The sequence below is a fragment of the Campylobacter sp. DY7 genome (assembly GCF_057802535.1).
The window spans coordinates 12913-39065 of sequence record NZ_JBYJAU010000013.1 but is presented as its reverse complement, the minus strand read 5'-3'; the positions used below and the strand labels follow the sequence as shown (position 1 = coordinate 39065).

At 28.4% G+C, this 26153-nt stretch carries 25 protein-coding genes; 18 read left to right on the top strand and 7 right to left on the bottom strand.

All coding sequences use genetic code 11. The annotated features are described in order from the left end of the window. Positions 1–496: 496 nt before the first annotated feature. Positions 497–1525 (top strand): hypothetical protein, encoded by a 1029-nt coding sequence (locus AC1B00_RS07905; protein WP_488849168.1) that lies wholly within the window; start codon positions 497–499, stop codon positions 1523–1525. 110 nt (positions 1526–1635) lie between these two features. On the opposite strand, the gene AC1B00_RS07900 is transcribed toward AC1B00_RS07905, so the two are convergent. The 6 genes from AC1B00_RS07900 to AC1B00_RS07875 are packed head-to-tail and all read right to left on the bottom strand — an operon-like array spanning position 1636 to position 7627. Further along, positions 1636–2793 carry a murein hydrolase activator EnvC family protein gene (locus AC1B00_RS07900; RefSeq protein ID WP_239817176.1) on the bottom strand — a complete coding sequence of 386 codons (1158 nt, stop codon included), beginning with the start codon at positions 2791–2793 and terminating at the stop codon, positions 1636–1638. Continuing rightward, the gene (locus AC1B00_RS07895) at positions 2790–3596 is read right to left on the bottom strand and encodes an ABC transporter permease (protein ID WP_488849166.1); all 807 of its coding nucleotides are present in this window, start codon (positions 3594–3596) and stop codon (positions 2790–2792) included. The genes AC1B00_RS07900 and AC1B00_RS07895 overlap by 4 nt, the downstream gene beginning before the upstream one ends. Then, the gene (locus AC1B00_RS07890) at positions 3583–4260 is read right to left on the bottom strand and encodes a cell division ATP-binding protein FtsE (protein WP_239817174.1); all 678 of its coding nucleotides are present in this window, start codon (positions 4258–4260) and stop codon (positions 3583–3585) included. Before AC1B00_RS07890 ends, AC1B00_RS07895 begins: the two co-directional genes overlap by 14 nt. Then, entirely contained in the window at positions 4257–5390 is a 1134-nt protein-coding gene (locus tag AC1B00_RS07885; protein ID WP_488849163.1) for a class I SAM-dependent methyltransferase, read from the bottom strand. Before AC1B00_RS07885 ends, AC1B00_RS07890 begins: the two co-directional genes overlap by 4 nt. Beyond that, positions 5390–6589 carry a fibronectin type III domain-containing protein gene (locus AC1B00_RS07880; RefSeq protein WP_239817172.1) on the bottom strand — a complete coding sequence of 400 codons (1200 nt, stop codon included), beginning with the start codon at positions 6587–6589 and terminating at the stop codon, positions 5390–5392. Before AC1B00_RS07880 ends, AC1B00_RS07885 begins: the two co-directional genes overlap by 1 nt. A gap of 54 nt (positions 6590–6643) precedes the next feature. Beyond that, on the bottom strand, positions 6644–7627 hold the full coding sequence (locus tag AC1B00_RS07875; RefSeq protein ID WP_488849161.1) for an RluA family pseudouridine synthase: 984 nt from the start codon (positions 7625–7627) through the stop codon (positions 6644–6646). A gap of 52 nt (positions 7628–7679) precedes the next feature. Between AC1B00_RS07875 and AC1B00_RS07870 the strand changes: the two genes are divergently transcribed. From AC1B00_RS07870 to AC1B00_RS07795, 16 genes are all read left to right on the top strand, one after another. Beyond that, the gene (locus AC1B00_RS07870; protein WP_336611943.1) at positions 7680–8795 is read left to right on the top strand and encodes an FtsW/RodA/SpoVE family cell cycle protein; all 1116 of its coding nucleotides are present in this window, start codon (positions 7680–7682) and stop codon (positions 8793–8795) included. Between the two features lie 162 nt (positions 8796–8957). Next, positions 8958–9446, top strand: a complete 489-nt coding sequence (gene aroQ, locus AC1B00_RS07865; RefSeq protein ID WP_239817169.1) for a type II 3-dehydroquinate dehydratase — start codon at positions 8958–8960, stop codon at positions 9444–9446. Then, entirely contained in the window at positions 9446–9925 is a 480-nt protein-coding gene (folK, locus tag AC1B00_RS07860) for a 2-amino-4-hydroxy-6-hydroxymethyldihydropteridine diphosphokinase (RefSeq protein ID WP_488849158.1), read from the top strand. The genes aroQ and folK overlap by 1 nt, the downstream gene beginning before the upstream one ends. Before the next feature lie 9 nt (positions 9926–9934). Continuing rightward, positions 9935–11152: a flagellar biosynthesis GTPase FlhF gene (flhF, locus tag AC1B00_RS07855; RefSeq protein WP_336611942.1), complete on the top strand. Its 1218-nt coding sequence runs from the start codon at positions 9935–9937 to the stop codon at positions 11150–11152. A gap of 3 nt (positions 11153–11155) precedes the next feature. Then, a complete protein-coding gene (locus tag AC1B00_RS07850) occupies positions 11156–12022 on the top strand; it encodes a P-loop NTPase (RefSeq protein ID WP_239817166.1) in 867 nt (288 codons plus the stop codon). 5 nt (positions 12023–12027) lie between these two features. Next, positions 12028–12387, top strand: coding sequence for a hypothetical protein (locus AC1B00_RS07845; RefSeq protein WP_239817165.1), 360 nt, complete (start codon positions 12028–12030; stop codon positions 12385–12387). Beyond that, positions 12368–13066, top strand: a complete 699-nt coding sequence (locus AC1B00_RS07840) for an RNA polymerase sigma factor FliA (RefSeq protein ID WP_442862407.1) — start codon at positions 12368–12370, stop codon at positions 13064–13066. Before AC1B00_RS07845 ends, AC1B00_RS07840 begins: the two co-directional genes overlap by 20 nt. Continuing rightward, a complete protein-coding gene (fliM, locus tag AC1B00_RS07835) occupies positions 13059–14159 on the top strand; it encodes a flagellar motor switch protein FliM (protein WP_239817163.1) in 1101 nt (366 codons plus the stop codon). The genes AC1B00_RS07840 and fliM overlap by 8 nt, the downstream gene beginning before the upstream one ends. Next, complete coding sequence (gene fliY / locus AC1B00_RS07830; RefSeq protein WP_239817162.1) at positions 14152–14967, top strand: flagellar motor switch protein FliY; 816 nt, start codon at positions 14152–14154, stop codon at positions 14965–14967. Before fliM ends, fliY begins: the two co-directional genes overlap by 8 nt. Then, complete coding sequence (locus AC1B00_RS07825; protein WP_239817161.1) at positions 14964–15491, top strand: LOG family protein; 528 nt, start codon at positions 14964–14966, stop codon at positions 15489–15491. Before fliY ends, AC1B00_RS07825 begins: the two co-directional genes overlap by 4 nt. 45 nt (positions 15492–15536) lie before the next feature. Then, positions 15537–17930 (top strand): flagellin N-terminal helical domain-containing protein, encoded by a 2394-nt coding sequence (locus AC1B00_RS07820; protein ID WP_488849153.1) that lies wholly within the window; start codon positions 15537–15539, stop codon positions 17928–17930. Between the two features lies 1 nt (position 17931). Next, the gene (locus tag AC1B00_RS07815; protein WP_488849151.1) at positions 17932–20205 is read left to right on the top strand and encodes a DNA translocase FtsK; all 2274 of its coding nucleotides are present in this window, start codon (positions 17932–17934) and stop codon (positions 20203–20205) included. A gap of 16 nt (positions 20206–20221) precedes the next feature. Continuing rightward, a complete protein-coding gene (brnQ, locus tag AC1B00_RS07810; protein ID WP_488849149.1) occupies positions 20222–21556 on the top strand; it encodes a branched-chain amino acid transport system II carrier protein in 1335 nt (444 codons plus the stop codon). A 79-nt stretch (positions 21557–21635) separates the two neighbouring features. Then, a complete protein-coding gene (locus AC1B00_RS07805) occupies positions 21636–22493 on the top strand; it encodes an isocitrate lyase/PEP mutase family protein (RefSeq protein ID WP_488849147.1) in 858 nt (285 codons plus the stop codon). A gap of 3 nt (positions 22494–22496) precedes the next feature. Beyond that, complete coding sequence (locus AC1B00_RS07800; protein ID WP_488849145.1) at positions 22497–23579, top strand: PrpF domain-containing protein; 1083 nt, start codon at positions 22497–22499, stop codon at positions 23577–23579. Then, a complete protein-coding gene (locus AC1B00_RS07795) occupies positions 23579–24709 on the top strand; it encodes a PrpF domain-containing protein (protein ID WP_488849143.1) in 1131 nt (376 codons plus the stop codon). The genes AC1B00_RS07800 and AC1B00_RS07795 overlap by 1 nt, the downstream gene beginning before the upstream one ends. A 25-nt stretch (positions 24710–24734) precedes the next feature. Here the strand turns inward: AC1B00_RS07795 and AC1B00_RS07790 are convergent, their stop codons facing one another. Beyond that, positions 24735–25664, bottom strand: coding sequence for a cation diffusion facilitator family transporter (locus AC1B00_RS07790; RefSeq protein WP_488849141.1), 930 nt, complete (start codon positions 25662–25664; stop codon positions 24735–24737). Between the two features lie 118 nt (positions 25665–25782). Between AC1B00_RS07790 and AC1B00_RS07785 the strand changes: the two genes are divergently transcribed. Next, positions 25783–26148 carry a winged helix-turn-helix transcriptional regulator gene (locus AC1B00_RS07785; RefSeq protein WP_488849139.1) on the top strand — a complete coding sequence of 122 codons (366 nt, stop codon included), beginning with the start codon at positions 25783–25785 and terminating at the stop codon, positions 26146–26148. The last annotated feature ends 5 nt before the right edge of the window (positions 26149–26153 follow it).

Here is a 26153-nt window from a genome sequence, read left to right as displayed (position 1 = left end):
TCTTCTTTACTCAAAAAGTATTTTTATGGTTTATTAGTTCTTTTATTAAGCTGTATTAGTTAAAGCTTGATTAAGTATGTAAAAGGAATTAAATTAGATAGATTAGTTAGGATTAATTTATGTGCTTTTATGTTTAAGTGGATAAGAGTAGGTTTATTATTTTAGAGTTTTTTAAATGTTGAATGTTTATGGAGTGTTTGGGTGTAATGGAAGATTAAGTTTATAATTATATTAAAACAATATGTTTAAGGTTATTAAATTAATAAAGATAAAAGAATTTGAATTAGGAATTTTGTTTTTATAGTTGTTTAAAAAATTGTTTTTAAATTGATAATATGTGTAAAATTATATAATTTATTTAGAGTATGCTTAATAATTTAAAAAGCTAATTCAAATTCCTTTGAAAATCACTAGAATTTGAAATAGGAATTTAAATATTAAAATTGATAATTGTTTTATTAAATGCTATGATATGAAAAACATTTAAGGTTATAGTATGAAAAAAACATTAGAAATCTTAAAAATACTTTTTATGATTTTTATAATAATTGAAATAGTGATTGCTTTTTACTCAGTTTTTGCAGGTGTTATTTTTAGCATTGGCTCAGATATAAATGTAATTTATTCAATTATTGTTTGTTTTTTTGCAGCTAATTATTTTATTTATGAAAATTTAAGTCAAATAATAATTTTATTTTACAAAGGACTTATACTTTATCCACTAATTTATCTTGAAGTTTTTATAATTATATTTTTTATAATACTTTTCTTTAAATTAAGAAAAAAAATTAATAACAAACTTGCTTTTACTTATAGTATAATTCCTATGATAATAATATTTGCTTTATATAATTATTTTTTTAGAACCATACCTGATTACTCAAGTAAAACTCACGAAAAAATAGTAACCTTATATGGCTATAAAAAATATCAGCAAGGCTATTGCTTAAAAGAAGATAGGATATTACCTAAAGATGAGCTTTATAAAAGAGTAGTGGTTGATGATTTTACAAAGTTATTAGTACGTAAAGATAATCTTTATAAAATGATTTATAATGGCATTACAAGTCATGAATACGAGATACATAAAGATATTAATCTAGATAATTACAAAGATTACTTAAGAAAAAATGTTTATTCTAAAGAATATGTTAATTATAAAGAATTAGAACCGGTTGATTACACTAAATATCTAGTAGTTAAAAATAATATAGCAGGATTTACTAAACCTATTATTTTACTTGGATGGGGTGCTTCTGTTTCAATTTCAGTTTATACGGATATAGCCTTTGAATTTAAAGATAATATATATAGAACCTATAGCTTTTATCTTATTGATGAATTTGATGAGCGTGAAGATAAAGAAAAAGAGTATAAATATAGACTTAGAGTTTTTAATCATCAGCTTTTATCATACGAAGCTGATATAAAGGAAAAACGTAGTTATATACGCAAATTTGATAATTGTGGTTATTCAAATTTTAATCCAGAAAAAGAAGCAATTGAGATTTATAATGGTATTTAAAATTATAAAAAGGAGAAAACACAAAACTTAAGCTAATAAAATAAGCTAGATTTTATAAAAACAATCAATGAAATTATAAAAATCTAGCTTTAATTTCCGAATTCAAATTCTTAATTCAAACTAATAAAATCAAGTGGGTTTATATGATAATTTTTTTGCGTTACTTCAAATGTCAAATCACGCTCAACTTTGCCTACTATATTGCCCTTTTTAAGCACGCTTCCTACTTTTGCTAATTTGCTAAATTTAGATAAATGCGCATAAATCGTATGAATACCATTTGCATGCTCAACTATTACAACTTTATCAAGCACAGCTGTATCGTTTGCAAAAACAACTTTTCCATCTAATACAACCCTAACATTTGCATCAGGAGTATTTGAGCGTAAAACTACGTTTTCATTAAATATTTTTAACTTATAAATAGGGTCTATATAATCTCCAAATTTTTGCTTTACGCTAAAATCTATTAAAGGCGCTATTGTTTTTTTGCCTGTATATTTAGCTATTTTGCCATCATAGTCTAGGGTGTCTTTATGCTTTACTTCTGCTGTTGCTTTAACGCTAGGTTTTGATTTTTCGCTTTCAATGATTTTTAATTTTGCTAGAGTTGCTCTTATTTCATCTTGTTGTTTTTGTAGATTTACTAGGCGTTGCTTATAAATCTTCTCATCTTCTTTTTGTTTTGATATTAAGTTTTCTTGGCGTTTTTTAAGTTCGCTTAATTCTTTTGCTTGTTTTTTAAAATTATCAATATTAGCATTCATTTCGCTTATTTTTTTTTGCTTATAATCAATTTGTTGTTTTGTCCTTGCATAATCTTTTGAAATCTTATAAAGTTCATCATTTAATACATCTGATAAAGTATTAATAATTTCGGTTGATACAATACTCATTGAGCTATCTATTAAATCTCTCGGAGCTATTAAATCGTAAGAAAAATCCTTTGCTATTATATCTACAAGCTTTTTTCCTAAAATTTCTTTATCTTTCATAAGCTCTTTATTTTGGGTAATAAAGGTGTCGAGCTCTCCATTTTGAGCATTTACTAATTCTTGTAATTCTTTTGTAATTTCTGTTGTTTTACTTACTTTTTCGTTTATTTCTTTTAATTTTTTTTCGCCTTCTATTATTTCACTTGCTAAGTCTTCTAGTTTTTTTGAGATTTGTTCTTTTTCATTTTCGGTTTTTTCTAATTTTTTTGTATTTGTTTCAATTTGATTTGCAAACAATATTAAGCTAAAAATTAGCAAAAAGACTTTTTTCATTGTCTTTTAACCTTAAACATTACTATTAAAACACAAAACAAACTTGCAATTAATGTGTAACTTGATATTTCAATAAGACTTGGTAAAAAATCAATCACAGGCAATTCAATATCAAATTTGGCTAAAAGTTCTTTAATATATGAAATATTATTAAAGTTAAAAAATATTGCAAACAAAATAGCAAAACAAATAATATTATCTATAAAAACTATTTTAAGCATTGTTGAAGCTCTTTGAAAAAAGCTTGCACCAAATAAATTTAATATATAAATTCTATTTTCATGCTCAAATTTCCATATTTTTATTTGATTTAAAAATACAGCAATTGATAAAATACTTATACAAATTAAGCAAATATAAGAAATTAATTTGATGATGTTTAATAATTTATATATTTTTAAATGTGTTTTTGAAAATGTTTCTACCTTTAAAACATTTGGTATTTTTAGTAATTGTTTTTTGATTTTTATAATTTCGCTTTCATTTATAAACTTAGTAAAGCTTATGCTATAAAATTTAGGCAATTTTGATTTTAGGGCTTCTAGGTTAGCTTTTGTGATGTCTTTTTTGATTTTTTCTAAGATTTCACTTGGGTCTAGCTCTTTAATACTTGAAAAATACTCAATACTAGCTAAATCCACTGCTTGAACTTCTTGTTCGCTAACTAATACCACGCTGTAATCTTTATTAAGGTTTTTTTCATAATCTTTAGTAAGTTCATTTATAAAGAAATTAAATTGAAAACAAAAACAAATAATAAATAAAGTAAATATAAAACTAAAATGTATTTTAAATGAATTCATTTAAAGCCCCGTTTTCAATATTTAAATGTCTATAATTAAAATCAATTCTAGGCGGTATTTGATGAGTTACTGCGATTATACAAGCGTTGAAAGTATTTCTTGCTGCATTTAGCAATTGCCAAATAATATCTGCTGAATGAATATCAAGATTTCCTGTTGGCTCATCACAAATTATTATTTTTGGATTATGAATAATTGCACGAGCTAAAGCTATTCTTTGCTGTTCGCCCCCACTTAATTCTAAAGGCATTTTTTTTGCTTTATGTTGAAGGTGAGTGTATTTTAATAATACATCTACATGCTTTGTAATTTGCTCGTTTTTAACTCCTGCGATTTTTAAAGGTAATGCTATATTATCGCTTACATTTAGCTCATTTATTAATTTATAATCTTGAAAAATTATTCCTAATTTTCTTCTTAGTTTTAGTAATTCTGCATTGCTAATATTATTCATATTTTTAAACAATACATGCAAATCCCCGCTAAATTCGCTAAATTCTCCAAAAAAGCTTTTTAGCAAGGTTGTTTTTCCACTACCACTTTTTCCAGTTATAAAAATAAAATCCCCTTCGCTAGCGCTAAAATTAACACTATTTAAAACAACTTCATTATTGTAAGCTAGTGTTAGATTTTTAGCATTAATTAAAATCGCATTACTTCTCATTCTAAAAACTCTTTTAATTTGTTAAATGCTTTTATATTCAAGGCATTTGGGCAAAAATCATGAAATAATATTTTAAACTCTTTATTATTTTCGCATAAAATATATGAGCTACTAGGAGTATCAAATCCACCATAAGCTAGTTGAATTATCTTAGCGTTTTCACTATCATAAATTCTTGAGATTTTTACGAAAAAATCTTTATCAATATGCTTTATAAAATCAAGCTTATTAAAGTCAATTATAAATTCAATTTTTTGATTTTGTAATTCCTGTTTCAAATTCTTTTTATTTTTTACATAGCAAACGAAGTCATATATATCTTTATTCATTTTAAGCCAACGGCTTTCGTATTTGCTAATTATTCTTGCGTCTTTATTCTTAAAATAATCATAATCTAAGTCGCCAAAAATTTCTTTTGTATATTTAGCATACATTAAGCTATCGCTTCTTAATTCAAAGAAAGCTCCTTCTTTTAATACTCTTAGGCATTCATCTTTAAATTCATTTGAAACCACTCTTCTATAAGGAGCATCATCCCAAGGCACAGGAAAATGTAAAAATATACCATTTAATGAGCTTTCTTTTAGTTCTTTAATAGCAATTCTAGCGTCAAAATCAAGCAAATAAATATTCTTTAAATCCTTTGCTAATTTACTAACTTGAATAAGGCTAGGTTTATGAATTTCTATTCCTATATAAGTATTTTGTGGGTTATTGCTCGCTTGATATAGCAAATGTCTGCCCGAGCCAAATCCTATTTCTAAATAAGCATTATCTAAAGAATTAATCAGCTCTTTAAAATCATTTGTTGATGTTATTACATTTCCTGCTAATTCTTTAAATTGATTGTAGTGATAAGCTCTTGAAATTATCTCTTCACAAAAAGTTTTTTCAAAACATTCTAAAGCTTTTTGCATTAGTGCAAGGTCTGTAATTTTTGTTAATTTATCAATTTTTATAACAAATTCATTATTTTTTTCATTAATTTCTATAAAAAAACTAGCATTATCAATGCTTGTATAAACTAAAGTTTTGCCTAATTGAGCCTTAGTTTTAAACACAAACTCAGTTTCGCCCACCTTAATAGGTAGGCTAATATCTTTAATCTTTTTTGCTTTAAAATTTGGCATTATTTAACACTCAACTTAGCACTAGCTTTTGATTCAATTCCAAACTCATCAATGCCTATTACTTGATAAACATCTCCAGCTAAATAAGTAGTATCTATGTAATAATCATCTTGAATATTGCTTGCTACTTCTGCTGAATTTTTGATTAGTTTATAGGTTTTTATACGATTATCCGTGCTAATCCATTTGATTTTTAATGTATTTTCGTTTTGTAATTCAAAGCCTGTTAATGCAGGAGCTTTTGGTTTATCAAGGCTCATTCCAACTACATTTACACCAGTTTTTGCGCTCTCAAGCCCATCTTTATCAATCATAGTTACATAATAATACCTACTAACTCCATCATCTGCTACATTGTCTTCATAGCTATTATCAGTTGTTGTTGCTAGCTCAAAGAATGGTAATAATGAAGCTTTAGAATAATAGATTTTATAATGAGAAAAATCATCGTATTTTGGTGCATCCCATGTAAGGATTATTTTTTTAGGAAGATTTGTTGTTACATTAATATTTACTATTTGTGGTGGTAAAATTTTGCTTATTGCTTCTACTTCAGCACTTGCATCGCTTTCTACTCCATTATAAGTTAGTGCTGTAACTTTATATTTTGCATATAAATTTGGCTTTACTTCATCTAAATATTCAGCACTTAAGCGATTATTAACGGTAGCTAATTTATACCATTTGCTAGAATTTGCATCTTGTTTATAAATATTATATTTTACTACTCTTGAATCAGTGTGTGGTCTCCAAATAATTTTGATTTTATTAGGTAGCCCTGCAATTGCTTGAATGAAGCTAACAGGCTCTATTTTATTAATTGTTTTTACATTAATCGTTGATAATTTAGAAAGCCCGTGCTTATTAAATGTAGCAAAAGTATAAGCGTATGCTGTATCTGGTGTAAGGTTATTATCAGAATAATGAGTTGCATATCTATCGTTAATAGTCGCGATTAATTTATCAGTAGATGTTTCATCATTTAACACTCTTCTATAAATCTTATATCCATCAATTGCTTGATCATATATAGGATCCCACTCAAATCCTATTTCTCTCATACCTTGAAGAGTTCTTATATTATTAACCATTGTAAGATTTTCTAATGGGGTAATTTCACTTAAATTTGCCGTGCTTGAACATGCACTAAATCCTATTACAAAAGCTGTAAATAAGCTTGCTTTGATACTTTTTTTCATACAATGCCTTTCAAAAAAGATTTTATTATACTAAGTAAGATAAATAAGCATAATCTATTCCAAATTATATTTAAATAATTCTAATAAATTATGTGCTAGTTCTAAATTTAGTTTGAATTCTTTAAAATCTAAATAAGCAAAGTCATAGCAGTTTTTTGTATAAAATTCCATAAATTCATTGCTAATAGGGTGCTTGTAATTTATATAAAATGAATGCAGCATTAATCTATTTTCTTTATTTTTGCTCTTTTCATCAGCGTATATAGTATCTCCTAGAATATATCTATTTACACTAGCTAGATGAGTTCTTATTTGATGAGTTCTTCCGCTTTCAAGTTTTGCAGAAATTAGGGCTTTATCATCTAAACTTGCAAGATTTACAAAATGAGTTCTAGCCCATTTGCCCCATCTACTTTCATTTAAGCCATATTTTTTAATACATTCATCTTTGCTTAAAGACTGCATTTTAAGTCTATTATTTTCGTTTCTTTTTATGTATTTTTCTATGTTTTTTTGATTTATTGTATGATTTGTTATTGCTAGATAAATCCTATTAACTTCTTTGTTTTTGATTTGATTTGCTAGGCTTATATATGCTTCATTAGTTTTTGCAACTAGCATAATGCCACTTGTATCCTTATCTAATCTATGAACAATTCCAGCTCTTACCTTACCATTAATATCAGCTAATTTATAATTTTTTTCAATCAGCCATTCAACAAGCGAAGCTTCTTTTAAACTAGAGCAACCATGAGTTGCAACTCCGTTTGGTTTGTTAATTACTAGCATATGCTCATCTTCATAGATTATTTCTACATCAAAATTAGCTTCATATTTTGCATTTATATCTTGAATTTCTGGATAATTTATAAGGATTTCATCGTTTAAATTAAGCATATAAGAGCATTTTGTGCTTTTATCATTTACCAATACATTTTGATTTTTTATTAGATTTGAAATTTGTGAGCGACTTTGTCCTAATTTTTCGGCTAAAAATACATCTAATCTTTTGATTTCATCTGCAATAATCTTACTCAATATTAACCTTTTTAAATCATATTCATAAACAAATTTAGCAAAAGGTTGTAAATTGATAAAATTAGATGGTAAAATTTTAACTCACTTTGATTTTATATTGCCAATGCTTATTTTTCCTATAATTGTGTTTTCTTTTTTGCTAATTAATGAAGCTAATGAAGTTTTAGCACATAAACAAATTGTTTATATAATCGTTGGATTTTTTGCTTTTTTTATATTCTTTTTATTGCCTATTAAAAAAATAGAATGGCTCATACCATTTTTTTATTGGTTTTGCATAGGTTTATTATTATTGGTTGATGTTTTAGGAGCTACTAAATTAGGTGCTACTAGGTGGCTTGAAATACCTTTTACTAATTTTACTATTCAACCTAGTGAGATTTTTAAACCTGCATTTTTATTAATGCTTGCGTATTTGATTAAAAACAATCCCCCGCCTGATGATGGTTATAGATTTAAAGATTTTTGTAAGATTAGTTTTTACATAATACTTCCTTTTATACTCATTAAAAGTGAGCCTGATTTAGGTTCTGCACTAATTATTTTAATAGTAGGATATGCTACTTTATTTTTAGTAGGCATTTATAAAAAGATTATTTTAACAGGAGTTTTAATCGTAGGAATTTGTGCTCCTTTAGCACCTATTGTGTATGATAATTTAAATGATTATCAAAAGAAAAGAATTAATGATTTTTTAAGCGAAAAACCAAGCTATCAAGTAAGACAAAGTATGATAGCAATAGGAAGTGGCGGAATAAATGGCAAAAGCAAAGATGATGCTACTCAAACTCATTTTAAATTCCTTCCGATAAGCACGAGTGATTTTATTTTTGCTTATACTATTGAAAGGTATGGATTTTTAGGAGCTTGTTTGCTTTTGGGTTTATATTTATTACTTATTTTGCATTTGCTAAGCTTTAATAATAAGCTTAAAAAAGATCATTTCGCAAGAACTTTTACAAGTGCTTTATCCATTTTGATTTTTATTTATGTTGGGGTTAATATATCAATGACAATAGGTTTTGCTCCTGTTGTAGGTGTGCCATTGCCGTTTTTTAGCTATGGTGGAAGTTCTTTTGTAACCTTTATGATACTTTTTGGGATTTATGAAAACCTTTTAGCATTTAGGTTTGACCCTGATTATAAATTAGTTAGAATTGATTTGTAATTCCTAATTCAAATTCTTTGAAAATTTTGTGGAATTTGAAATAGGAATTAGGCTTTTTAAAAGTTTAAAATAAATTGTAGTTTAAAAAGTATTTTTAAATAACTTATATTAAAATTAAAAAATTATAATCAATCATTAAAATACTTATCAAAAGGAATAAATATGAAAATAATGGTAATTCAAGGACCAAATTTAAATATGTTAGGTCAAAGAGACCCTAGAATTTATGGAACAATGACTATGGCTCAAATTCACGAGCAAATGAGTTTAGCAGCTAAAGAAAGCAATGTTGATATTGAGTTTTATCAAAGCAATTATGAAGGCGAAATAATTGATAAAATTCAAGAATGTGTAGGAACTTGTGATGCAATTATTATAAATGCAGGTGGATATACTCACACTTCAGTTGCAATTGCTGATGCGATAGCAGCTACTAGAATGCCTGTTATTGAAGTTCATATTAGCAATATTTATGCTAGAGAAGATTTTAGAGCTAAGAGTTTCTTAAGTCCTGTTTGTGCTGGAACAATTAGTGGTTTTGGACCATTTAGCTATCATTTAGCATTACTTAGTGCAATTCAAATGATACAACAACAAAGAGCGTTTATTGCAGCTCAAGAAGAAGCTTTAAAGAACCAAAATAACGCTTAATGCGCAATTTAAAGATAAACGAGGCTAGATATTTTAAAAGAATAAAATATTATCCCTTTTTTACAAAAGATGATAAAAGATATAAATATTTAGCCTTAGTTTCTCTTGGAAGCAATATAGAGCCTGAGTGTGAAAGGTTTGTAAAATTATTTAGAAAAATACAAGATGATAGAAGAATAAAGATAATTCAAACTTCATCTTTGTTGATAAATGAAGCATTTGGATACAAAGAACAAAAGGATTTTACAAATGCTTTAATGTTTGTTAAAACTAGCTTGCATGCACGAAAATTGCTAAAAGTCTTGCAACATTATGAAAATATTTTTCATAGGAAAAGAAGTTTTAAAAACGCACCTAGAACACTTGATTTAGATATTATTTATTTTAGTGAAAAAACCTATTGTGATGATAGATTAACCTTGCCACATATGGGAGCAAATGATAGGATTAGCATAACGCTAGTATTAGGAACAATGTAAGGAATTAAAATGGCAATTAGGCAAGATAGTTTTAGAGTAGAAAAAGGTCAGGATTATTTAGCTTATGTTAGAGATTTTTATGGTGATGATGCAGAGATTGTAACAATTACTCAAGTAGAAGGAAGAACCCCTACAAGTCCTGCTTTAGTTGAAGTAGTTGTTGCTATTGATGATACAAAAGAAAAAAAGCCTTTAGTAAATAAAAGAGCTGTTATGCAATACGAAAACAGCGTAAAAGAATTTGAAAAAAGGATTGAGCCAGTAGAAGAAAACATCATCAAAAAAGAACCTTTAAGACTAAAGCTTAATTCAAATTCTCAAAGCCAAAAAGTAAAAGATGATAAGCAATTATTAAATGAGTTAAATAGCAAGGTTGATTATTTAATGAGTATGAGATGGGGTGAGCTTGCACCTGCTAGAAATAATCTTGAAATCCCACCTGAATTTGCTCTAATTTATGATAAAGCCAAAAAAAGCGATATGTTAGAATGCCATTTAAACGAGATTATGAGAGCAACTCTTAAAAATATGCCTAAAGCATTGTTAGCCAATAAAGATGCTATTAATAGATATTTTACAACCTTGCTTAAAAGTATGATTCCATGTAGGGTTGATTCTCCTATTAGAAAACAAAAAATAATAATGCTAGTAGGTCCAACTGGAGTTGGAAAAACCACAACTTTAGCTAAATTAGCTCATAGATATGCTTATGGCGTTAAAAGATATAAAACTGCCATAATCTCATTAGATAATTTTAGGCTAGGGGCAAAAGAGCAATTAGCAGAATACGCAACTACTATGATGCTACCAATTCATTTTGTAAATACTCAAGAAGAATTGCAAAAAAGCCTTGAATCTTTAAGTGGATATGATGTGGTTTTGATTGATTCAACAGGAAATTCACAATATGATAAAGCAAAGATTGAAAAGCTAGAAAGTTTTTTAAAAGCTAGTCAAAGTGAAATTGAAGTAACCTTGGTTTTAAATGCAGGTATGAAGTATGATGATATGGAACATACTTATAATGCGTTTAATGTTTTAAAAATTGATACTTTAATACTTACTAAGTTTGATGAAACTAGGGCTTTTGGTAATATTTTTTCACTTATTTTCAATGTTAAGAAGCCTGTTTCGTTTTTTTCAACAGGTCAAAATGTGCCTGATGATATAGTAGTTGCTAATAGCGAGTATTTAATAAAATGCGTTTTAGACGGATTTAAAGGATAAATTATGCAAACACAAGCTGATAGATTAAAAGAGCTTATGAAAAATGAGCATAAAGTAAATAAGAAAAACACAAAATTTATAGCTGTTACAAGTGGAAAGGGTGGTGTTGGTAAAAGCACTGTAAGTGCAAATATTGCAAATCTTTTAGCAAATGATGGTTATAAGGTTGGCTTGTTTGATGCTGATATAGGACTTGCTAATTTAGATGTAATACTAAATGTAAAAATAGGCAAAAATTTACTTCATGTATTAAAAGGCGAATGTAAATTAGCTGATATCATTAAGGTTGTAAAGCCGAATTTAAAGCTTATTCCAGGAGATAGTGGCGGAGAGATTTTAAAATATAATAATTCAAATTATTTTGACGCTTTTTTAGATGATGCTGAATTATTAGAAGATTTAGATTTTTTAATAATTGATACTGGTGCTGGAATTGGTGGGACAACTTTACACTTTTTAGAAATTTCTGATGAAGTTATTGTGGTTACTACACCTGATCCTGCTGCAATTACTGATGCTTATGCTACGATTAAAGTAACATCTGAAGTAAGGCGTGATTTTTTAATGATTTTTAATGTTGTTAAAAGCGAAAAAGAAGCACTTGATTTATTTGCAAATATTTCAAAAGTTGCATCTGCAAACATTAAAAACAATCCTGAATTAAAATATTTAGGTTATTTAGAAAGTTCTCAAAATGTAATTGATTGCATAAAAAGTAGAGTATTGTTTTCTCAAAGTTCATCAAGAGAGACAAATCAGCTTAAAAAGATTGTTAATAATCTTTTATCAAAATTGGAACGAAATGTGCTTAAAGACTCTGATTCAAGAAATTTTAAAAGCTTTTTCAAAAGGCTAATTGATAGGATTTAAGCTTAATGAGAACTGATAATTATATTGCATTTTTTACTGTTTGTGGGTTTTTTATAGGTTTTATTTGTGCAGTATTTAAGATAGATGACCCATTTATGATAATAGGATTTACTATATTTACAACTTTTGTATTTTATATATTAATCCATTTAATTGTAATTAATTTCATAGATGCAAAAAAGCTTGGCACAAGGTCATTTGATAAGCATACTTACGAAGTAAATACTAACCATTTTATAAAAGAGCTAGAAATTAGAGAAAATAGAATGGATAAAATCATTCAAAGCGTAGAAAGTGAATTAGATATAATTAAAAAACAAACAAAACAAAAACCTTTAAGGAAACATAATGCAAAGGCGGCTTAATGCTTACGCTAGTGCTATAAAAAACGCACAAGATGAGCTAGCGATAAAATATCAACCTGCTTTAAGAGCTATGGCTTTTAGACTAAAGGAGCGTTTGCCTGCTAGTATTGATGTAAATGATTTAATTAGCGTTGGAACTGAAGAATTAATTAAGTTAGCAAGAAGATATGATGATTTGCAAAATGATAATTTTTGGGGTTATGCTAGAAAAAGAGTATATGGCTCTATGCTTGATTTTTTAAGAAGTCTTGATACTTTAAGTAGAAATAATAGAAAAATCGTAAAAGATGTAGAAAAGCTAATAAATGATTATATAAATGATAATGATGAAGAACCAAGTGATGAATATTTAGCTAATGAATTAGGTATAGATATTGAAAAGATAAAAGAAGCAAGAATTGCTAATTCTATTAGCTATGTTATTCCACTTGATGAACAATTAGAAGTTCTTAGCAATGAAGATACAAACGAAAGGCTTGATAGGGAAAATTTATTAGAGCAAATTAGTGAAATTTTAGAAACATTAAACGAAAGAGAGCAATTAATAATTCAATTATATTTTTATGAAGAACTTAGTTTAAAAGAAATTAGTGAGATCTTGCAAGTTAGCGAATCAAGGGTTTGTCAATTACAAACAAGGGTAATTAATACATTAAGAAAAAGGCTAATGAATGGCTGATATTTTATCTCAAGAAGAAATAGACGCTCTACTTAACTCCGTTGATTCAACCGATGTTGTAACGGAAGCAAAGAAAGAAAACGATGAAAGACAAATAATAATATATGATTTTAAGCGTCCTAATCGTGTTAGTAAAGAGCAACTTCGTGCAGTAAAAGGCATTCATGATAAATTAGCAAGAAGCCTTGCAACTCAAATTTCACAAATAATGAGATCAATGGTTGAAATCAAGCTTCATTCGGTTGATCAAATGACTTATGGTGAGTTTTTGATGTCTTTACCTAATCCTACTAGCTTTAACGTATTTTCAATAAAGCCTTTAGATGGAACTTGCGTTTTAGAAATAAATCCAAGTATTGCCTTTCCTATGATTGATAAATTATTAGGTGGAGCAGGTGAAGGTAGCGAAAAAAATAGAGAATTAACAGATATTGAAATCAACTTACTTGATAGTATTTTAAGAATTATGATGAGTAAGCTTAAAGAAAGCTGGTCAATAATTACTGATATGTATCCTAGCGTAGAAGCTAAAGAAAGTAGTCCAAGCGTTGTTCAAATAGTAAGTCAAAACGAAATCGTAATAATGGTTGTTATGGAGCTTACCATAGGAAATAATAGTGGTATGATTAATATATGCTATCCTGTAATTTATCTTGAACCTATATTAGGACGCCTTGCAAATCGTGATGTTATTTTAGGCGAAACGAGTGCTAAAAAAAGTAGAAACAAAGAGATAAAAACCCTTGTTGGCCGTGCTGATATGATATATGAAGTTATTTTAGGCAAGGCTTTTATTAGTGTTGAAGAATTTTTAGGTCTTGAAAATGGTAATATTATTAAATTAAATAGAAATGCAGATGATAAGGCTATTGTAAGTGTTGATGGAAAAGATGTGTTTTTAGCTCAATTTGGAATACATAGATACCAAAAATCAATAAAGATTTTAGATTTAATTAAAACAGATAAAGATGAGGTTAAAAATATTCTTGAAACTTACGAACTAGAGCGTAAGACTAAGGCTGCAGAATTTGATAAGGTTGTAGAAATTCAAGAAGAATCGGCTATGGAAGATGAGGATAATATAAATGATTGATGAGTTTTTAGGTCTATTTGTAAATGAATGTGTAGCTACTATTGAAGGACTTACTGGAAAGAGTGCTAAGTTTAGTTCTTATAGTGAGTTTGATATTAAAAATAATGCTTTAAAACCACCTATTTTAAAAGCTGTTTTTAAAAGCGATGATAAGGAATTTGCTTTTCTTTCAAGCCCTGTTTTAATGAGTGCAATATCAGAATGGATGATGGGCGAAGAAGAAATTTCTATGAATGAAAACTTAGGAAATGATGAGCTTGATGCAAGTAAAGAAGCTATTAATAATATATTTTCAGCATTTTCAACTTCATTAAACGCTCAAAAAGATTTACCTAAGATGAATTTTTCATTAGAATCTTGCGATTTTTTAACCGATGAATGCGACTTATCAAAATTTCATAAAATTTATTTTTATGATGTAAGTATTAATGGACTTAATGAGCAAGTTAGCTTAGCAATGAATGAAAAAGCTTACAAACTCTTAAATCCGAATTCAAATTCTAACAAAGAAAGTGAGGCAAGTGCTTCTAAAATGGACTTAGGCGAGCTTAAAAACATAGGTTTAATAATGGATGTAAAACTTCCTATTAGAGTAAGAATTGGAAGTAAAAAAATGTTATTAAAAGATGTTTTAACAATGGATATAGGTTCAGTTATAGAGCTTGATCAATTAGCAAATGACCCACTTGAGATTTTAGTAGGAGATAAATGTTTTGCTGAAGGTGAAGTTGTTATTGTGGATGGAAACTTCGGCGTTCAAATAACTAAAATCGGAGATAAAAAAGAAAGGTTAGAAAGTCTTAGATGAAATCGGTTACAATTTTTGGCTCTGCTAGATTTAATGAAGATAGTAAATATTATAAGGAAGCTTTTGCTTTATGTGAAGTTTTGGCAAAAAATGGCTATTCAATTACAACAGGTGGCGGTGGCGGTATTATGCAAGCTGCAAATAAGGCTGCTTTTTTAGTTGGTGGTGTTGAAAGCGTTGGAATAAACATAAAACTTCCAATGGAACAAAAGCTAAATCCATATTGCACTAAATCTATTGAACATAGTGATTTATCTTTAAGAAAAAAAGCTTTAATGCAAAATGATGTAATGATTGTTTGTGCTGGTGGATATGGAACATTAGATGAATTATTTGAAGTTTTAACCCTAGCTCAAACAAAATTAAGAAACTATCAAATCATTTTATATAACGAAGAATTTTTTAAACCTTTGGTTGAGTTTTTTAAAAATACTCTTTTAAAATGTGGTGCAATTGATGAAGAATCATTAAAAATTTTTAGCATTGCAAACACACCTAGCGAAGTTTTAGACTTAATAAAATAATTTTTTAGCCGATATAATTAAAAATTTTTAAACAAGGAAACAAAAATGAGAATAACAAGCTCTTATATCTACTCTCAAAATTTAAATAATTTTCAACGCCAACAAAATTTAATCAATGATGCTAATAATAGATTATCAAGTGGCTTAAAGATTTCAAATTCTTACGAAGATGCTGGTATGTTTTCAGAAGGCTCAAGACTTGTTTATGAATTAGCTACTTTTCAACAAATCAGCGAAGCTGCAAGTAAGGCTATAAATATTACTAAAAACTCGGATAAAGCAATCGATGAGATGAGTAAGTCGCTTGATCAATTTAAAAATAAATTAATTCAAAGTGCAAACGAGGTTCATTCAGATACTTCATTAAACGCTTTAGCAAATGACTTACAAAAAATAAGAGATCATATTGTAAATATTGCGAATACAAGTATTAACGGACAATACTTATTCAGTGGAACTAGCATAGGAACTAAGCCTTTTGATGAAAAAGGAAATTATTTTGGAAATAATGAAAATATGCAAGTTTTATTAGGCTCGAATGTTTATACAGAATACAATATTTCAGGTCAAGAATTAATTAAAGGTGTTGATAATGACTATAAGAAAGTTATAAGCACCAATGTTCGTTTGGTTGATAGAAGATATGATATAAATAAACCTGAAGAAGTGCATTATATAACTCAAGATAATAAAATAAGAGATTTAATAGGTAAAAACTACTTAAAACCCAATAATGACAATAAAGAATTAAATGTAAATGACCATTTTTTAGATAATGATGGAGCTAGATTTCCTGATACTTATTTTTATGTTCGTGGCACTAAAGGAAATGGAGAAAGCTTTAAGGCTAAGTTTAAAATGGAAGCAAATGAAAGCGTAGGAGCTATGCTTACTAAAATCGGTGAACTTTATGGAAATACTAAAGAAAATAAAGTAGTAGATGTTACACTTAGCAAAAATGGAACTATTGAAATCACTGATTTAAAAAACAAAGAAAGTCAAATTAATTTTTCTATGTTTGCTAGCACAGCACAAGCTAGTGATTTTGGTCAAATATATCCACCAAAACCACCTACACAAGCAGAAATTGATGCTGTAAATGCAGCGGTAGCACATAACGAGCAAGTTACTAATGCAGCGGCTGCAGCTGGTGTGCCTGTTGATCCAAAAGATTTAATGCCAGTTCCAACGCTTCCAGTAGTTCCACAACCTGTAAATTCACAAAGAGCAAGTGTAAGCGATCCAAGTGATTTAAGAAATAATGATAATGTTTTTGTTTTAGAATTTACAAATACGGGTAATATTGATACTTCTTTTACTAGCGATGGAATTGATTATTCAAGGTCTTTATTTGCTAAAAAAGATAATGTATTAAGTTCAAATATATCTCAAATAGATAAAAACAAAAATGTAGCGACAGATGAAACAAAATTAGTAAATACAGCTCAAGGTGCTATTAAATTAAATCCTAATGATAACACAAGACCTGATAGTATATTAAAACTTGAAATTACTTCTAAAAACAAGGTTCATTATTCAATAGATTTTAACATCACTCAAGGAACGGTAACTGCAAATTATAGACAAAACGGACAAGATAGAACCGTAACTATGCCAATTACAAATGTTGTATATGATCATAATCAACATATTTCAGATAGTGTTAAAACTGATAACAAAGACATAACTTATAAACAATTAGGAGATGTTATTTCTATGTTTGCTACTGATAATATTCCTACAAGAGATTATCAATTGGTTCCAAAATATCCTAATCAAGCTAATTCTCCTATGATTTTAAATGATGCAGATAAGGCTGAGTTAGAGAGTTTATTAATTAGCTCTAAAAATGCAGTTGATGTAGGGCTTAATGAAAGAGGTCAAATGACTTTAACTGATAAAGGAGCAACTACAACTAAAATAGATTTAGCTATATTTGATGCTAATACTATGAATGCTGATGAATTTGATTTCGGAACTGACGCTAATGGAAATCCTATACAAGAAGGCACTAAAAAAGGAGATTTGTTTAATTTTAATACAAACTCAAGCCTAATAATTGATGAAAGTCATGTTGATATTATTAAAGATTTAGACAAAATGATAGAAGCAGTTAGGAATGGAAATTATAGAGCAGATAGTGATAATCCAGAGTTATTAAAGAGCGTTGGTATTCAAGGTGCTTTAAAAAGAATTGACCATATACAAGATCACATTAATAAAATTCATACAAAAATAGGAGCAACTCAAACAAGTATTCAAAACTCTCAAGATAGAGCAAATTTAATGAAAGTAAATGTTGATCAAGTAAAAGCTGATGTAATTAATGCTGATCCTGCAGAAAGCCAACTTATGCTAATGCAAGCAACCATTACTTTACAAGCTACTTTACAAGCAACAGCGCAAGTTTCTAAACTAAGCTTATTAAATTATATGTAAGATGAAAAAAGAACTTATATTTATTTTTACTGCATTTATATTATTTTATTTAAGTTTCGGGTTATTTTTACCCGAAGCTAATGGGATTTTTATTGTTAGTTCATATTTTAATAAAGCTTTAAGATTTTGTTTTGGAAAGTTATCTTATATATTTTTTATAGCTTTTATAGGAGCGTTTTTATATATTTATAATCCTTTTAAAGTGGCTTTAAAATATACTATGAATATATTTTGTATTTTGCTTATTTTGGCTTTACCTTTTGCTAATGTTTTTAATTTAGGTTTAATTAGTATTCTTGGTTGGGTTAATATTATTTTATTTCTTTTATTAGTTTTTGTTTTAATATATTGTAATTACTCTTTTATATATGCCTTATTTAATAAAAAATACGATTTTAAAAATCTTTTTAAGTTAAAAGAAAAACCAAAAACAATCAAAAAAGAAGAAAAGCCTAAAAAACAAACTAAAACAAGTGCAAAAGAAGAGATTTTAAGTGATTTAGGCGATATTAGATTTGTAAAATCTCCTAAAGTAGAAAAAGAAATAATAGATGAAAAAACAAAGATTAATTTTACAAACGATAAGGGCGTAAGCGTAAGTGAGCCAAAAATTGTGTTAGAGCCTTTAATTAATAAAATCAATGATAAAGATGAAATCAAAATAATTAAAAAACCACAAGTAGAAGAAAAAAATCAAGAAATAGAAGAAGACGAAATTCCTATTTCAAATTCTAGCACCTTTAACGATGTTGTAGTGGTTGCTGAAAACGAAAGCCAGAGTTTTGTTCCAAAATCTAGTAAAAAAGTAGAAATTTTAAGCGAATTAGCAGAAAACAAAGCTATCTTAAGTGAGCTTGAACTTGGTGCAGTAGAAATCCCTAAAGATTTTGAATTACCAAGCGTAGAATTATTAGACAAGGCTAAAACAACAGAAATCATAATAAATGAAGATGAACTTGATGAAAAGATTAATGAGCTTTTAGCAAAATTAAAGCATTTTAAGATTGATGGAGATGTGGTTAAAACCTACTGGGGTCCTGTGGTTACTACATTTGAGTTTAGACCTGCTGCTGATGTAAAACTTAGTAAAATTTCAGGCCTAGCAGATGATTTGGCAATGGCACTTAAAGCAACAAGCATTAGAATTCAAGCACCAATTCCAGGAAAAGATGTAGTAGGTATTGAAATCCCAAATAAGACTTCACAAACAATAAATATTAGAACTATTTTTGAAGATGAATTATTTGCAAAAAGCAAAAGTAAATTAACAATAGCTTTAGGTAAAGACATAGTTGGAAATACCTTTGTAACCGACTTAAAACGCTTACCGCATTTATTAATTGCAGGAACAACAGGAAGTGGAAAAAGCGTTGGAATTAATGCTATGATTTTAAGTCTTTTATATAGAAATAGCCCAAGGACTTTAAGGTTTTTGATGATTGACCCTAAAATGCTTGAGTTTTCAATGTATAACGATATTCCACACTTGCTAACCCCAGTAATTACAAGAGCAGAAAAAGCTACCTTAGCTTTAAAAAATATGGTTGCAGAGATGGAGCGAAGGTATGAGCTAATGGCTAGCGTTCAAACAAAAAACATTGAAAGCTTTAACGAAAAAGCTCCTAAAATAGGGCTTGAGCCTTTTGCTTATATTGTAATTATCATTGATGAGTTAGCTGATTTGATGATGACTAGCGGAAAAGAAGTAGAAGTTTATATCGCAAGACTTGCACAAATGGCAAGAGCAGCAGGAATTCATCTAATAGTAGCAACGCAACGCCCTAGCGTAGATGTTATAACAGGGCTTATTAAGGCAAATTTACCTAGTAGATTAAGTTATAAGGTTGGAACGGGAGTTGATAGTAAGGTTATTTTAGATTCTAAAGGAGCTGAGAGCTTACTTGGTCGTGGAGATAGCTTATTTACCCCACCAGGAACAAGCCAAATAGTAAGGCTTCATGCTCCATTTGCTAGTGAAGAAGAAATAATTAAAGTTGTAGAACATTTAAAAAAGCAAGAAAAAGCAAATTATGATGAAAGTATTTTGCAAGATTCAAGCTACACTCAAACCTATGTAAAAAGCGATAATGATAATGTTGATGAATTATTTAATGAAGCCGTAAGGATAATGCAAGAGAGTGGAAAAACAAGTATTTCTTATATCCAACGCCAATTAAACATAGGTTACAATAGAGCTGCTAATATCGTAGAGCAATGTGAAAAGCAAGGAATTTTGAGCGAACCTAACGCAAAAGGCGTTAGAACACTTTTATAAAAATCCAAGGAGAATTATGACAAAAATAGGAAAAAAAGAATTTTATGTTGTAGCATTAATGCTATTTGCTATGTTTTTTGGTGCAGGAAACTTCATTTTACCACCAAAATTAGGAGTTGATTCAGGTAGTAATTTTTATTTAGCAATTTTATTTTTTTGTGTAACCGGAGTTGCTTTACCTGTTTTAGGTGTTGCAGCAGTTGCTAAGGCAGGAACGCTAAAAGAATTAGCTAGTAGGGTGAATGTATCGTTTGCTATAATTTTTGTAGCTGCTATTTATATTACAATAGGTCCTTTAGTAGCAATTCCAAGGGCTAGCACAATGCCTTATGAAATAATGATTTTACCATTTATTCCTAGTGAAAATAATATATATTTTTTAGCTTTTTATAGTTTTATTTATTTTGCACTTAATTATTATATATGTTTAAATCCAAGCACTATTTTAGATACTTTAGGAAAGTATTTAACACCTGCTTTACTCATTTTAATAGCAGTATTTTTCATATCAGCTTTTGTGTTAGCAGAAGTTAATATTGCAGAACCTAATGCAAATTATATTAATCATCCTGTTGCTTCGGCTTTTGTTGAAGGTTATCAGACTATGGACGCTCTTGCAGCTTTAGTTTTTGGAATTAGCGTTGTTGGTGCTTTAAAATCTTTAGGAGTAAAAAACAAACATCAATTATCATTGCTTACTATAAAAGCAGGTTTATTTTCAGGAGTTATTTTAATAATAGTTTATTTTGCTTTAGGATATTTAGGATATGTTTATGGCAATACCTTTAAAGACGCTAGTAATGGAGCTGTTTTATTATCTTTAATTAGCAATGATTTATTTGGAAGTTTTGGAAGATTTATTTTAGGAATTACAGCTTTACTTGCTTGTCTTACAACTACGATAGGGTTAATTGGCTCAAGTGCTAGTTATTTTAGTAGTGTTACTAAGATTTCTTATAAAACTTGGGTTATTGTTTGGGTTGTTGCTAGCTTTTTATTATCAATTCAAGGTTTAACTCAGATTTTAAAAGTTAGTATTCCTATATTAATTGCTATTTATCCTATTGCTATCGTTTTAATAATCTTATCTTTAATAAATAATTTAATAAATGAGAGCAAGATTATTTATAGATTTAGCGTTTATACTGCAGCATTTATAGGTATATTAAATGCAATTGATAGTTCAAGTTTAAGTATTAATGAAGTTAAGATTTTAACTTATTTAGGAATTGATAAGTTTTTAAATATCTTGCCATTTTATTCATCAATGCTTGGCTGGATTGTTCCTGTTATTATTATGTTTGTTATTTCTTACATAATTGAAATTTTTAGTAAAAAAGATAGCTTTTAATATTTAAAAGCTATTTAAAAAATAAAGTTTTATTATTTTATGTTAATATGAAACACTTTATAACAAAAAGGAGTGTTTCATGAAAGCAAAAATATTAAGAGAAGCTTTAAAATCAAACAAATTATTAGTAGCACCCGGAGCTGCAAATGCTTTATATGCAAGACTTATTGAGCTAGCAGGTTTTGATGTAGTGTATGCAACGGGTGCAGGTATGGCAAATATGCAGTTTGGCTATCCTGATATAGGTTTAGTTAGCATGAATGAAATGCTAGAAAATACAAAAAGAATAAACGATGCAACAAATCTTCCTGTAATTGCAGATATAGATAATGGTTACGGAAATGCTTTAAATGTTTATAGAACTGCAAAAGAATTTTCTAAAAACAAAATAGCAGCACTTCAGCTAGAAGACCAACAACTTCCTAAAAGATGCGGACATTTTGAAGGTAAAAAGATTATAAGTCAAGAAGAAATGTGTTCTAAAATCAAAGCTTGTAAAGACGCTTTAGAATATGATACTTTAATAATCGCAAGAACTGACGCTATTGCTGTAAATGGCTTTGATGATGCAATTGCTAGAGCTAATGCTTATTTAGAAAGCGGGGCTGATATATTGTTTATTGAAGCGCCTACTAGTGTTGAGCAAATGGCGCAATTGCCAAAATTAGTAAAAGGCTATCATGTAGCAAATATGGTAGAAGGTGGAAAAACTCCGATATTAACAAATGATGAATTAGAAAAAATGGGCTTTAATATAGTTCTTTATGCAAATGCAACGCTAAAAGCAGCAGTTAAGGGTATGAATGATTTATTAAATCATTTAAAAACTACTGGCACAACAGCAAATGCAGAGCATTTAATGATATCTATGAAAGAACGCAATAGAATTTGCGAGTTTGATAAATGGATGGAAATAGAAAATAAATATAAAGGATAAAAGATGAAACTTAAATGCAGTGTTTATAGGGGTGGCACTAGCAGAGGGCTTATGTTTAATGAAGCCGATTTGCCTAAAGATAAGCAATTATGGGCAAATATCTTTAAAGGTGCAATAGATTGTGTAAATCAAAACGCAGTTGATGGATTAGGTGGTTCGATATCATCTACTAATAAAGTTTGTGTAATTAAACAAACTAATAATAAAAATTATGATATTGAATGGGAATTTTATCAAGTCGGCGTGATGAAGGATATTGTTGATAACAAAGGCACTTGCGGTAATTTAATTGCAGCTGTTGCAGCATATGCAATTAATGAAAAATTATTTAGTTTTGATAGTAGGGCTAGTAATGTTTGTATTAGGATTTTTAATACAAATATTAAAAAAATCATTGAAGTTCGCACAAAGCTAAAAAATGGCGAGTTTGCTGAAATAGGTGATGAAATAATGCAAGGAGTAAGTGGCACTTGCTCGCTTGCTAATGTGTTTATAAAAGATGCAGGTGGTGAGCAAACAGGAGAAAAATATCCACTAGGTAAAATTAGTGATTTTAATGGTATTAGAGCGACATTACTTGATTTAATAAATCCATTTTTATATGTAAATGGACTTGATTTTGATTTGGATTTTTCTAAAAATTATGATGAATTTAGTAGGGATTTAAGTTTAGAAAAATTAAATAATTTAAGAGATTTTTACACTATAAAATTAGGCTTTGCAGAAGATGAAAGCAAGTTAAGTGAAAATCAAGCAATTCCAAAAATAGCTGCTATTTTTAAAAGCGATAACAAAGAAGAATTTGATATAGGAATTAGGGTTTTAAGCCTTAGAAATCTTCACAAAAGCTCACCTGCTAGTGGGCTTTATAATTTAGCTGTTGCAGCACTAGAAGTTGGAACTTTAGCAAATGAGTTAAGCGAATTAAAAATGATAGAAAACGGCATTCAAGATGTAAGAATTAAACACTTTTTAGGCGTTGTAAGCGTTAGTGTTGAAATAAAAAATGGTAAAATAATAGGTGTTGGACTTAAAAGAAGTGCAAGAAGAATAATGGACGGATTTATTTATATAAAGGAGATTTAATGAGAAAGTTTAAATGTAGTATTTATAGAGGTGGGACTTCTAAGGCTGTTTGTTTTTATGAAAAAGATATGCCAGCAAGAGAAAAATGGAGCGAGTTTTTGCCTGATGTAATGGGAACTGCTACAAAGCAAATTGATGGGCTTGGTGGTGCTGCTTCGGTAACTTCAAAGGTGGCTATTGTTGATATTAAAAACGATGAATTAACCTATACTTTTGCTCAAGTTAGTATTGATAAAGAAGTGGTTGATTTTAATAGTAATTGTGGAAATATTAGTTCTTGTGTTGGTGCTTTTGCTTATGATTTGGGTTTAATTGATTTAAATAATCCTAAAATGTATGAAAAAATAATTATTAAAGATGAATGCGATTTAGAAAATAATATTATTTGCGTTAGGATACTAAATACTAATACAAATAAGTATTTAAAAGCTAGATTTAAACTAAGCGATGATTTAAAGAGTTTTAATCCAGACGGCGATACAAAAATAGCAGGAGTTCCTAATAGTGCTAGTGAGATTAAATTAGGCTTTATTAATCCTGAAGGCTCTATGAATAAAGGCTTATTGCCAACCAAAGAAGCTAAGCAAGTAGTAAATACAAGTTTTGGCAATATTGAGATTAGCATAGTTGATGCAGGTGCTGCTCTTGTATTTATGAAGGCTAAAGATTTATTAAGTGGCGATTTATACGGAGAAATTCCACAAAATGAGCTTGATAAAATTGAAGAAGTAAGAAGTATAGCAAGTGAGCTAATAGGCTTAGCAAAAAAAGAAGAAGCAACAGCGAAAAACCCTTCAGTTCCTAAAGCTTGTTTAGTAGATTTCGTGCAAGATTATGAAGCTAGCAATGGCGCTAAGATTAGTAAAGATAGTGTTAATGTATGCGTTAGAATGATGAGTATGCAACGCCCACACCCATCAATTGCAGTTACAGGAACTGTGTGTATTTCAATGGCTGCAAAGACAAAAGGAACGTTAATTAACGAGCATTTAAGTAATTTTTCTAATGAATTAGTAATAGCTCATCCAAGTGGCACAATTACAGGCTTTATTGATGATGAAAGCGTAAGCGTGATTAGAACTGCAAGATGCTTAATGCAAGGTTTTGTATTTACTAGAAAAGATTATTAAGATTGCTAAATTCCTATTTTAAATTCTAAGAATTTAAAATAGGTTGAATTGTAATGTGATGAATATTAAACTCATGCTTTAGCGAATGTGAAAGAACTTTTATAATATCTTGAAAATTATTTAAATCATCAATCATAATATGAGCTGTTAGTATGTGATAATCTTGCGAGATTGAGTGAATATGAATATCATGAATATCTTTTATACTAGAGTGTTTGCTTAAGATAAATTCTTTTATTTTATTTATTTCAATAAAAGAGCCTTCAAGTAAAATATCCAAACTTTGCTTAAAAAGATTAAAAGACCATTTAGCAATAACTAAAGCAATCATTAAAGCCAAAATCGTATCAATAAAATAAAAATTAGTATAATAAATGATAATTCCACCTACAATAATTGCAACCGAGCTAAGCAAATCGCTTAGCATATGAATTATGCTTGATTTAATATTTAAATTATCTGTATCTGCTTTCATTAATAGTAAAGCACTAATAATATTTGCTAATGTTCCAAAACTAGCTACAATAAGCATTGTAGAAATATCAATTTCGCTTGGATTTAATAGTTTTTCTATTGCTTCATAAATTATAAAAAGTGTAAAAATAGCTATTAAAATAGCATTAATAAAAGCGGCGATTATCTCAGCTCTATAATATCCGTAAGTTTTAAAATCATCTTTTTTCTTAGCTAAAATTATTGCAAAATAGCTAATTATTAATGCAAATGCGTGTGTTATCATATGCAACGCATCGCTGATTAAGGCTAAAGAATTAGTTAAATATCCATAAATTACTTCAACTATCATAATTACAAAAGTTACTATAAAACTAAGTAATAAAGCTTTTTTATTTTTTGAAAAATCTATATTATGAGAGTGATTATGCGAGTGTTTGTGAGAATGATCGTGTGAATGTTCGCAATGCTTTTTGATAGGCTCGTGAATTAAAGTATTCATTTTAGCTCCTTTAGTTTTAATAATTTTAATACATATTATAAATAATGTAAATTACTTACTTTTTTGTTTGTATTGAATTAATGTTTTTAATTATGTAATATTTATTAAAGGAGTTATTATGAAAACAATCACTTGTCCTTTGCAAGTTGCAGCAAAAACTATAAGTGGAAAGTGGAAAAGCATAATTATTTTTCAATTAAGTTTAGGTAATGCATCTTTGTCAAAATTACAAAAAGAAATAATTGGAATTAGCCAAAAAATGCTCCTTCAACACCTAAAAGAGCTAAAAGAAGATGGTTTAATAGATAAAATAAATTATGATGGTTATCCTTTAAAGGTAGAATATTTTCTTACTAATAGAGGAAAAGAAATGTTAAACGCTATTATGATTTTTCAGCAAATCGGAACTCAAATAATGCAAGAAAATAATACCTATCACTTATTAAGCGAAGAAGCTTTGCAATACTTACAAAAAAGTAAGTAATTGAC

Excerpts from the sequence above, each read along its gene's own strand:
- AC1B00_RS07900 (WP_239817176.1), bottom strand. The coding sequence starts at position 2,793 with ATGAAAAAAGTCTTTTTGCTAATTTTTAGCTTAATATTGTTTGCAAAT.
- flhF (WP_336611942.1), top strand. The coding sequence starts at position 9,935 with ATGGCAATTAGGCAAGATAGTTTTAGAGTAGAAAAAGGTCAGGATTAT.
- AC1B00_RS07790 (WP_488849141.1), bottom strand. The coding sequence starts at position 25,664 with ATGAATACTTTAATTCACGAGCCTATCAAAAAGCATTGCGAACATTCA.
- AC1B00_RS07845 (WP_239817165.1), top strand. The coding sequence starts at position 12,028 with ATGAGAACTGATAATTATATTGCATTTTTTACTGTTTGTGGGTTTTTT.
- aroQ (WP_239817169.1), top strand. The coding sequence starts at position 8,958 with ATGAAAATAATGGTAATTCAAGGACCAAATTTAAATATGTTAGGTCAA.
- AC1B00_RS07880 (WP_239817172.1), bottom strand. The coding sequence starts at position 6,589 with ATGAAAAAAAGTATCAAAGCAAGCTTATTTACAGCTTTTGTAATAGGA.
- AC1B00_RS07850 (WP_239817166.1), top strand. The coding sequence starts at position 11,156 with ATGCAAACACAAGCTGATAGATTAAAAGAGCTTATGAAAAATGAGCAT.
- AC1B00_RS07800 (WP_488849145.1), top strand. The coding sequence starts at position 22,497 with ATGAAACTTAAATGCAGTGTTTATAGGGGTGGCACTAGCAGAGGGCTT.
- folK (WP_488849158.1), top strand. The coding sequence starts at position 9,446 with ATGCGCAATTTAAAGATAAACGAGGCTAGATATTTTAAAAGAATAAAA.
- AC1B00_RS07885 (WP_488849163.1), bottom strand. The coding sequence starts at position 5,390 with ATGCCAAATTTTAAAGCAAAAAAGATTAAAGATATTAGCCTACCTATT.
- AC1B00_RS07820 (WP_488849153.1), top strand. The coding sequence starts at position 15,537 with ATGAGAATAACAAGCTCTTATATCTACTCTCAAAATTTAAATAATTTT.
- AC1B00_RS07815 (WP_488849151.1), top strand. The coding sequence starts at position 17,932 with ATGAAAAAAGAACTTATATTTATTTTTACTGCATTTATATTATTTTAT.
- AC1B00_RS07825 (WP_239817161.1), top strand. The coding sequence starts at position 14,964 with ATGAAATCGGTTACAATTTTTGGCTCTGCTAGATTTAATGAAGATAGT.
- AC1B00_RS07905 (WP_488849168.1), top strand. The coding sequence starts at position 497 with ATGAAAAAAACATTAGAAATCTTAAAAATACTTTTTATGATTTTTATA.
- AC1B00_RS07785 (WP_488849139.1), top strand. The coding sequence starts at position 25,783 with ATGAAAACAATCACTTGTCCTTTGCAAGTTGCAGCAAAAACTATAAGT.
- AC1B00_RS07805 (WP_488849147.1), top strand. The coding sequence starts at position 21,636 with ATGAAAGCAAAAATATTAAGAGAAGCTTTAAAATCAAACAAATTATTA.
- fliM (WP_239817163.1), top strand. The coding sequence starts at position 13,059 with ATGGCTGATATTTTATCTCAAGAAGAAATAGACGCTCTACTTAACTCC.
- brnQ (WP_488849149.1), top strand. The coding sequence starts at position 20,222 with ATGACAAAAATAGGAAAAAAAGAATTTTATGTTGTAGCATTAATGCTA.
- AC1B00_RS07895 (WP_488849166.1), bottom strand. The coding sequence starts at position 3,596 with ATGAATTCATTTAAAATACATTTTAGTTTTATATTTACTTTATTTATT.
- AC1B00_RS07890 (WP_239817174.1), bottom strand. The coding sequence starts at position 4,260 with ATGAGAAGTAATGCGATTTTAATTAATGCTAAAAATCTAACACTAGCT.
- fliY (WP_239817162.1), top strand. The coding sequence starts at position 14,152 with ATGATTGATGAGTTTTTAGGTCTATTTGTAAATGAATGTGTAGCTACT.
- AC1B00_RS07795 (WP_488849143.1), top strand. The coding sequence starts at position 23,579 with ATGAGAAAGTTTAAATGTAGTATTTATAGAGGTGGGACTTCTAAGGCT.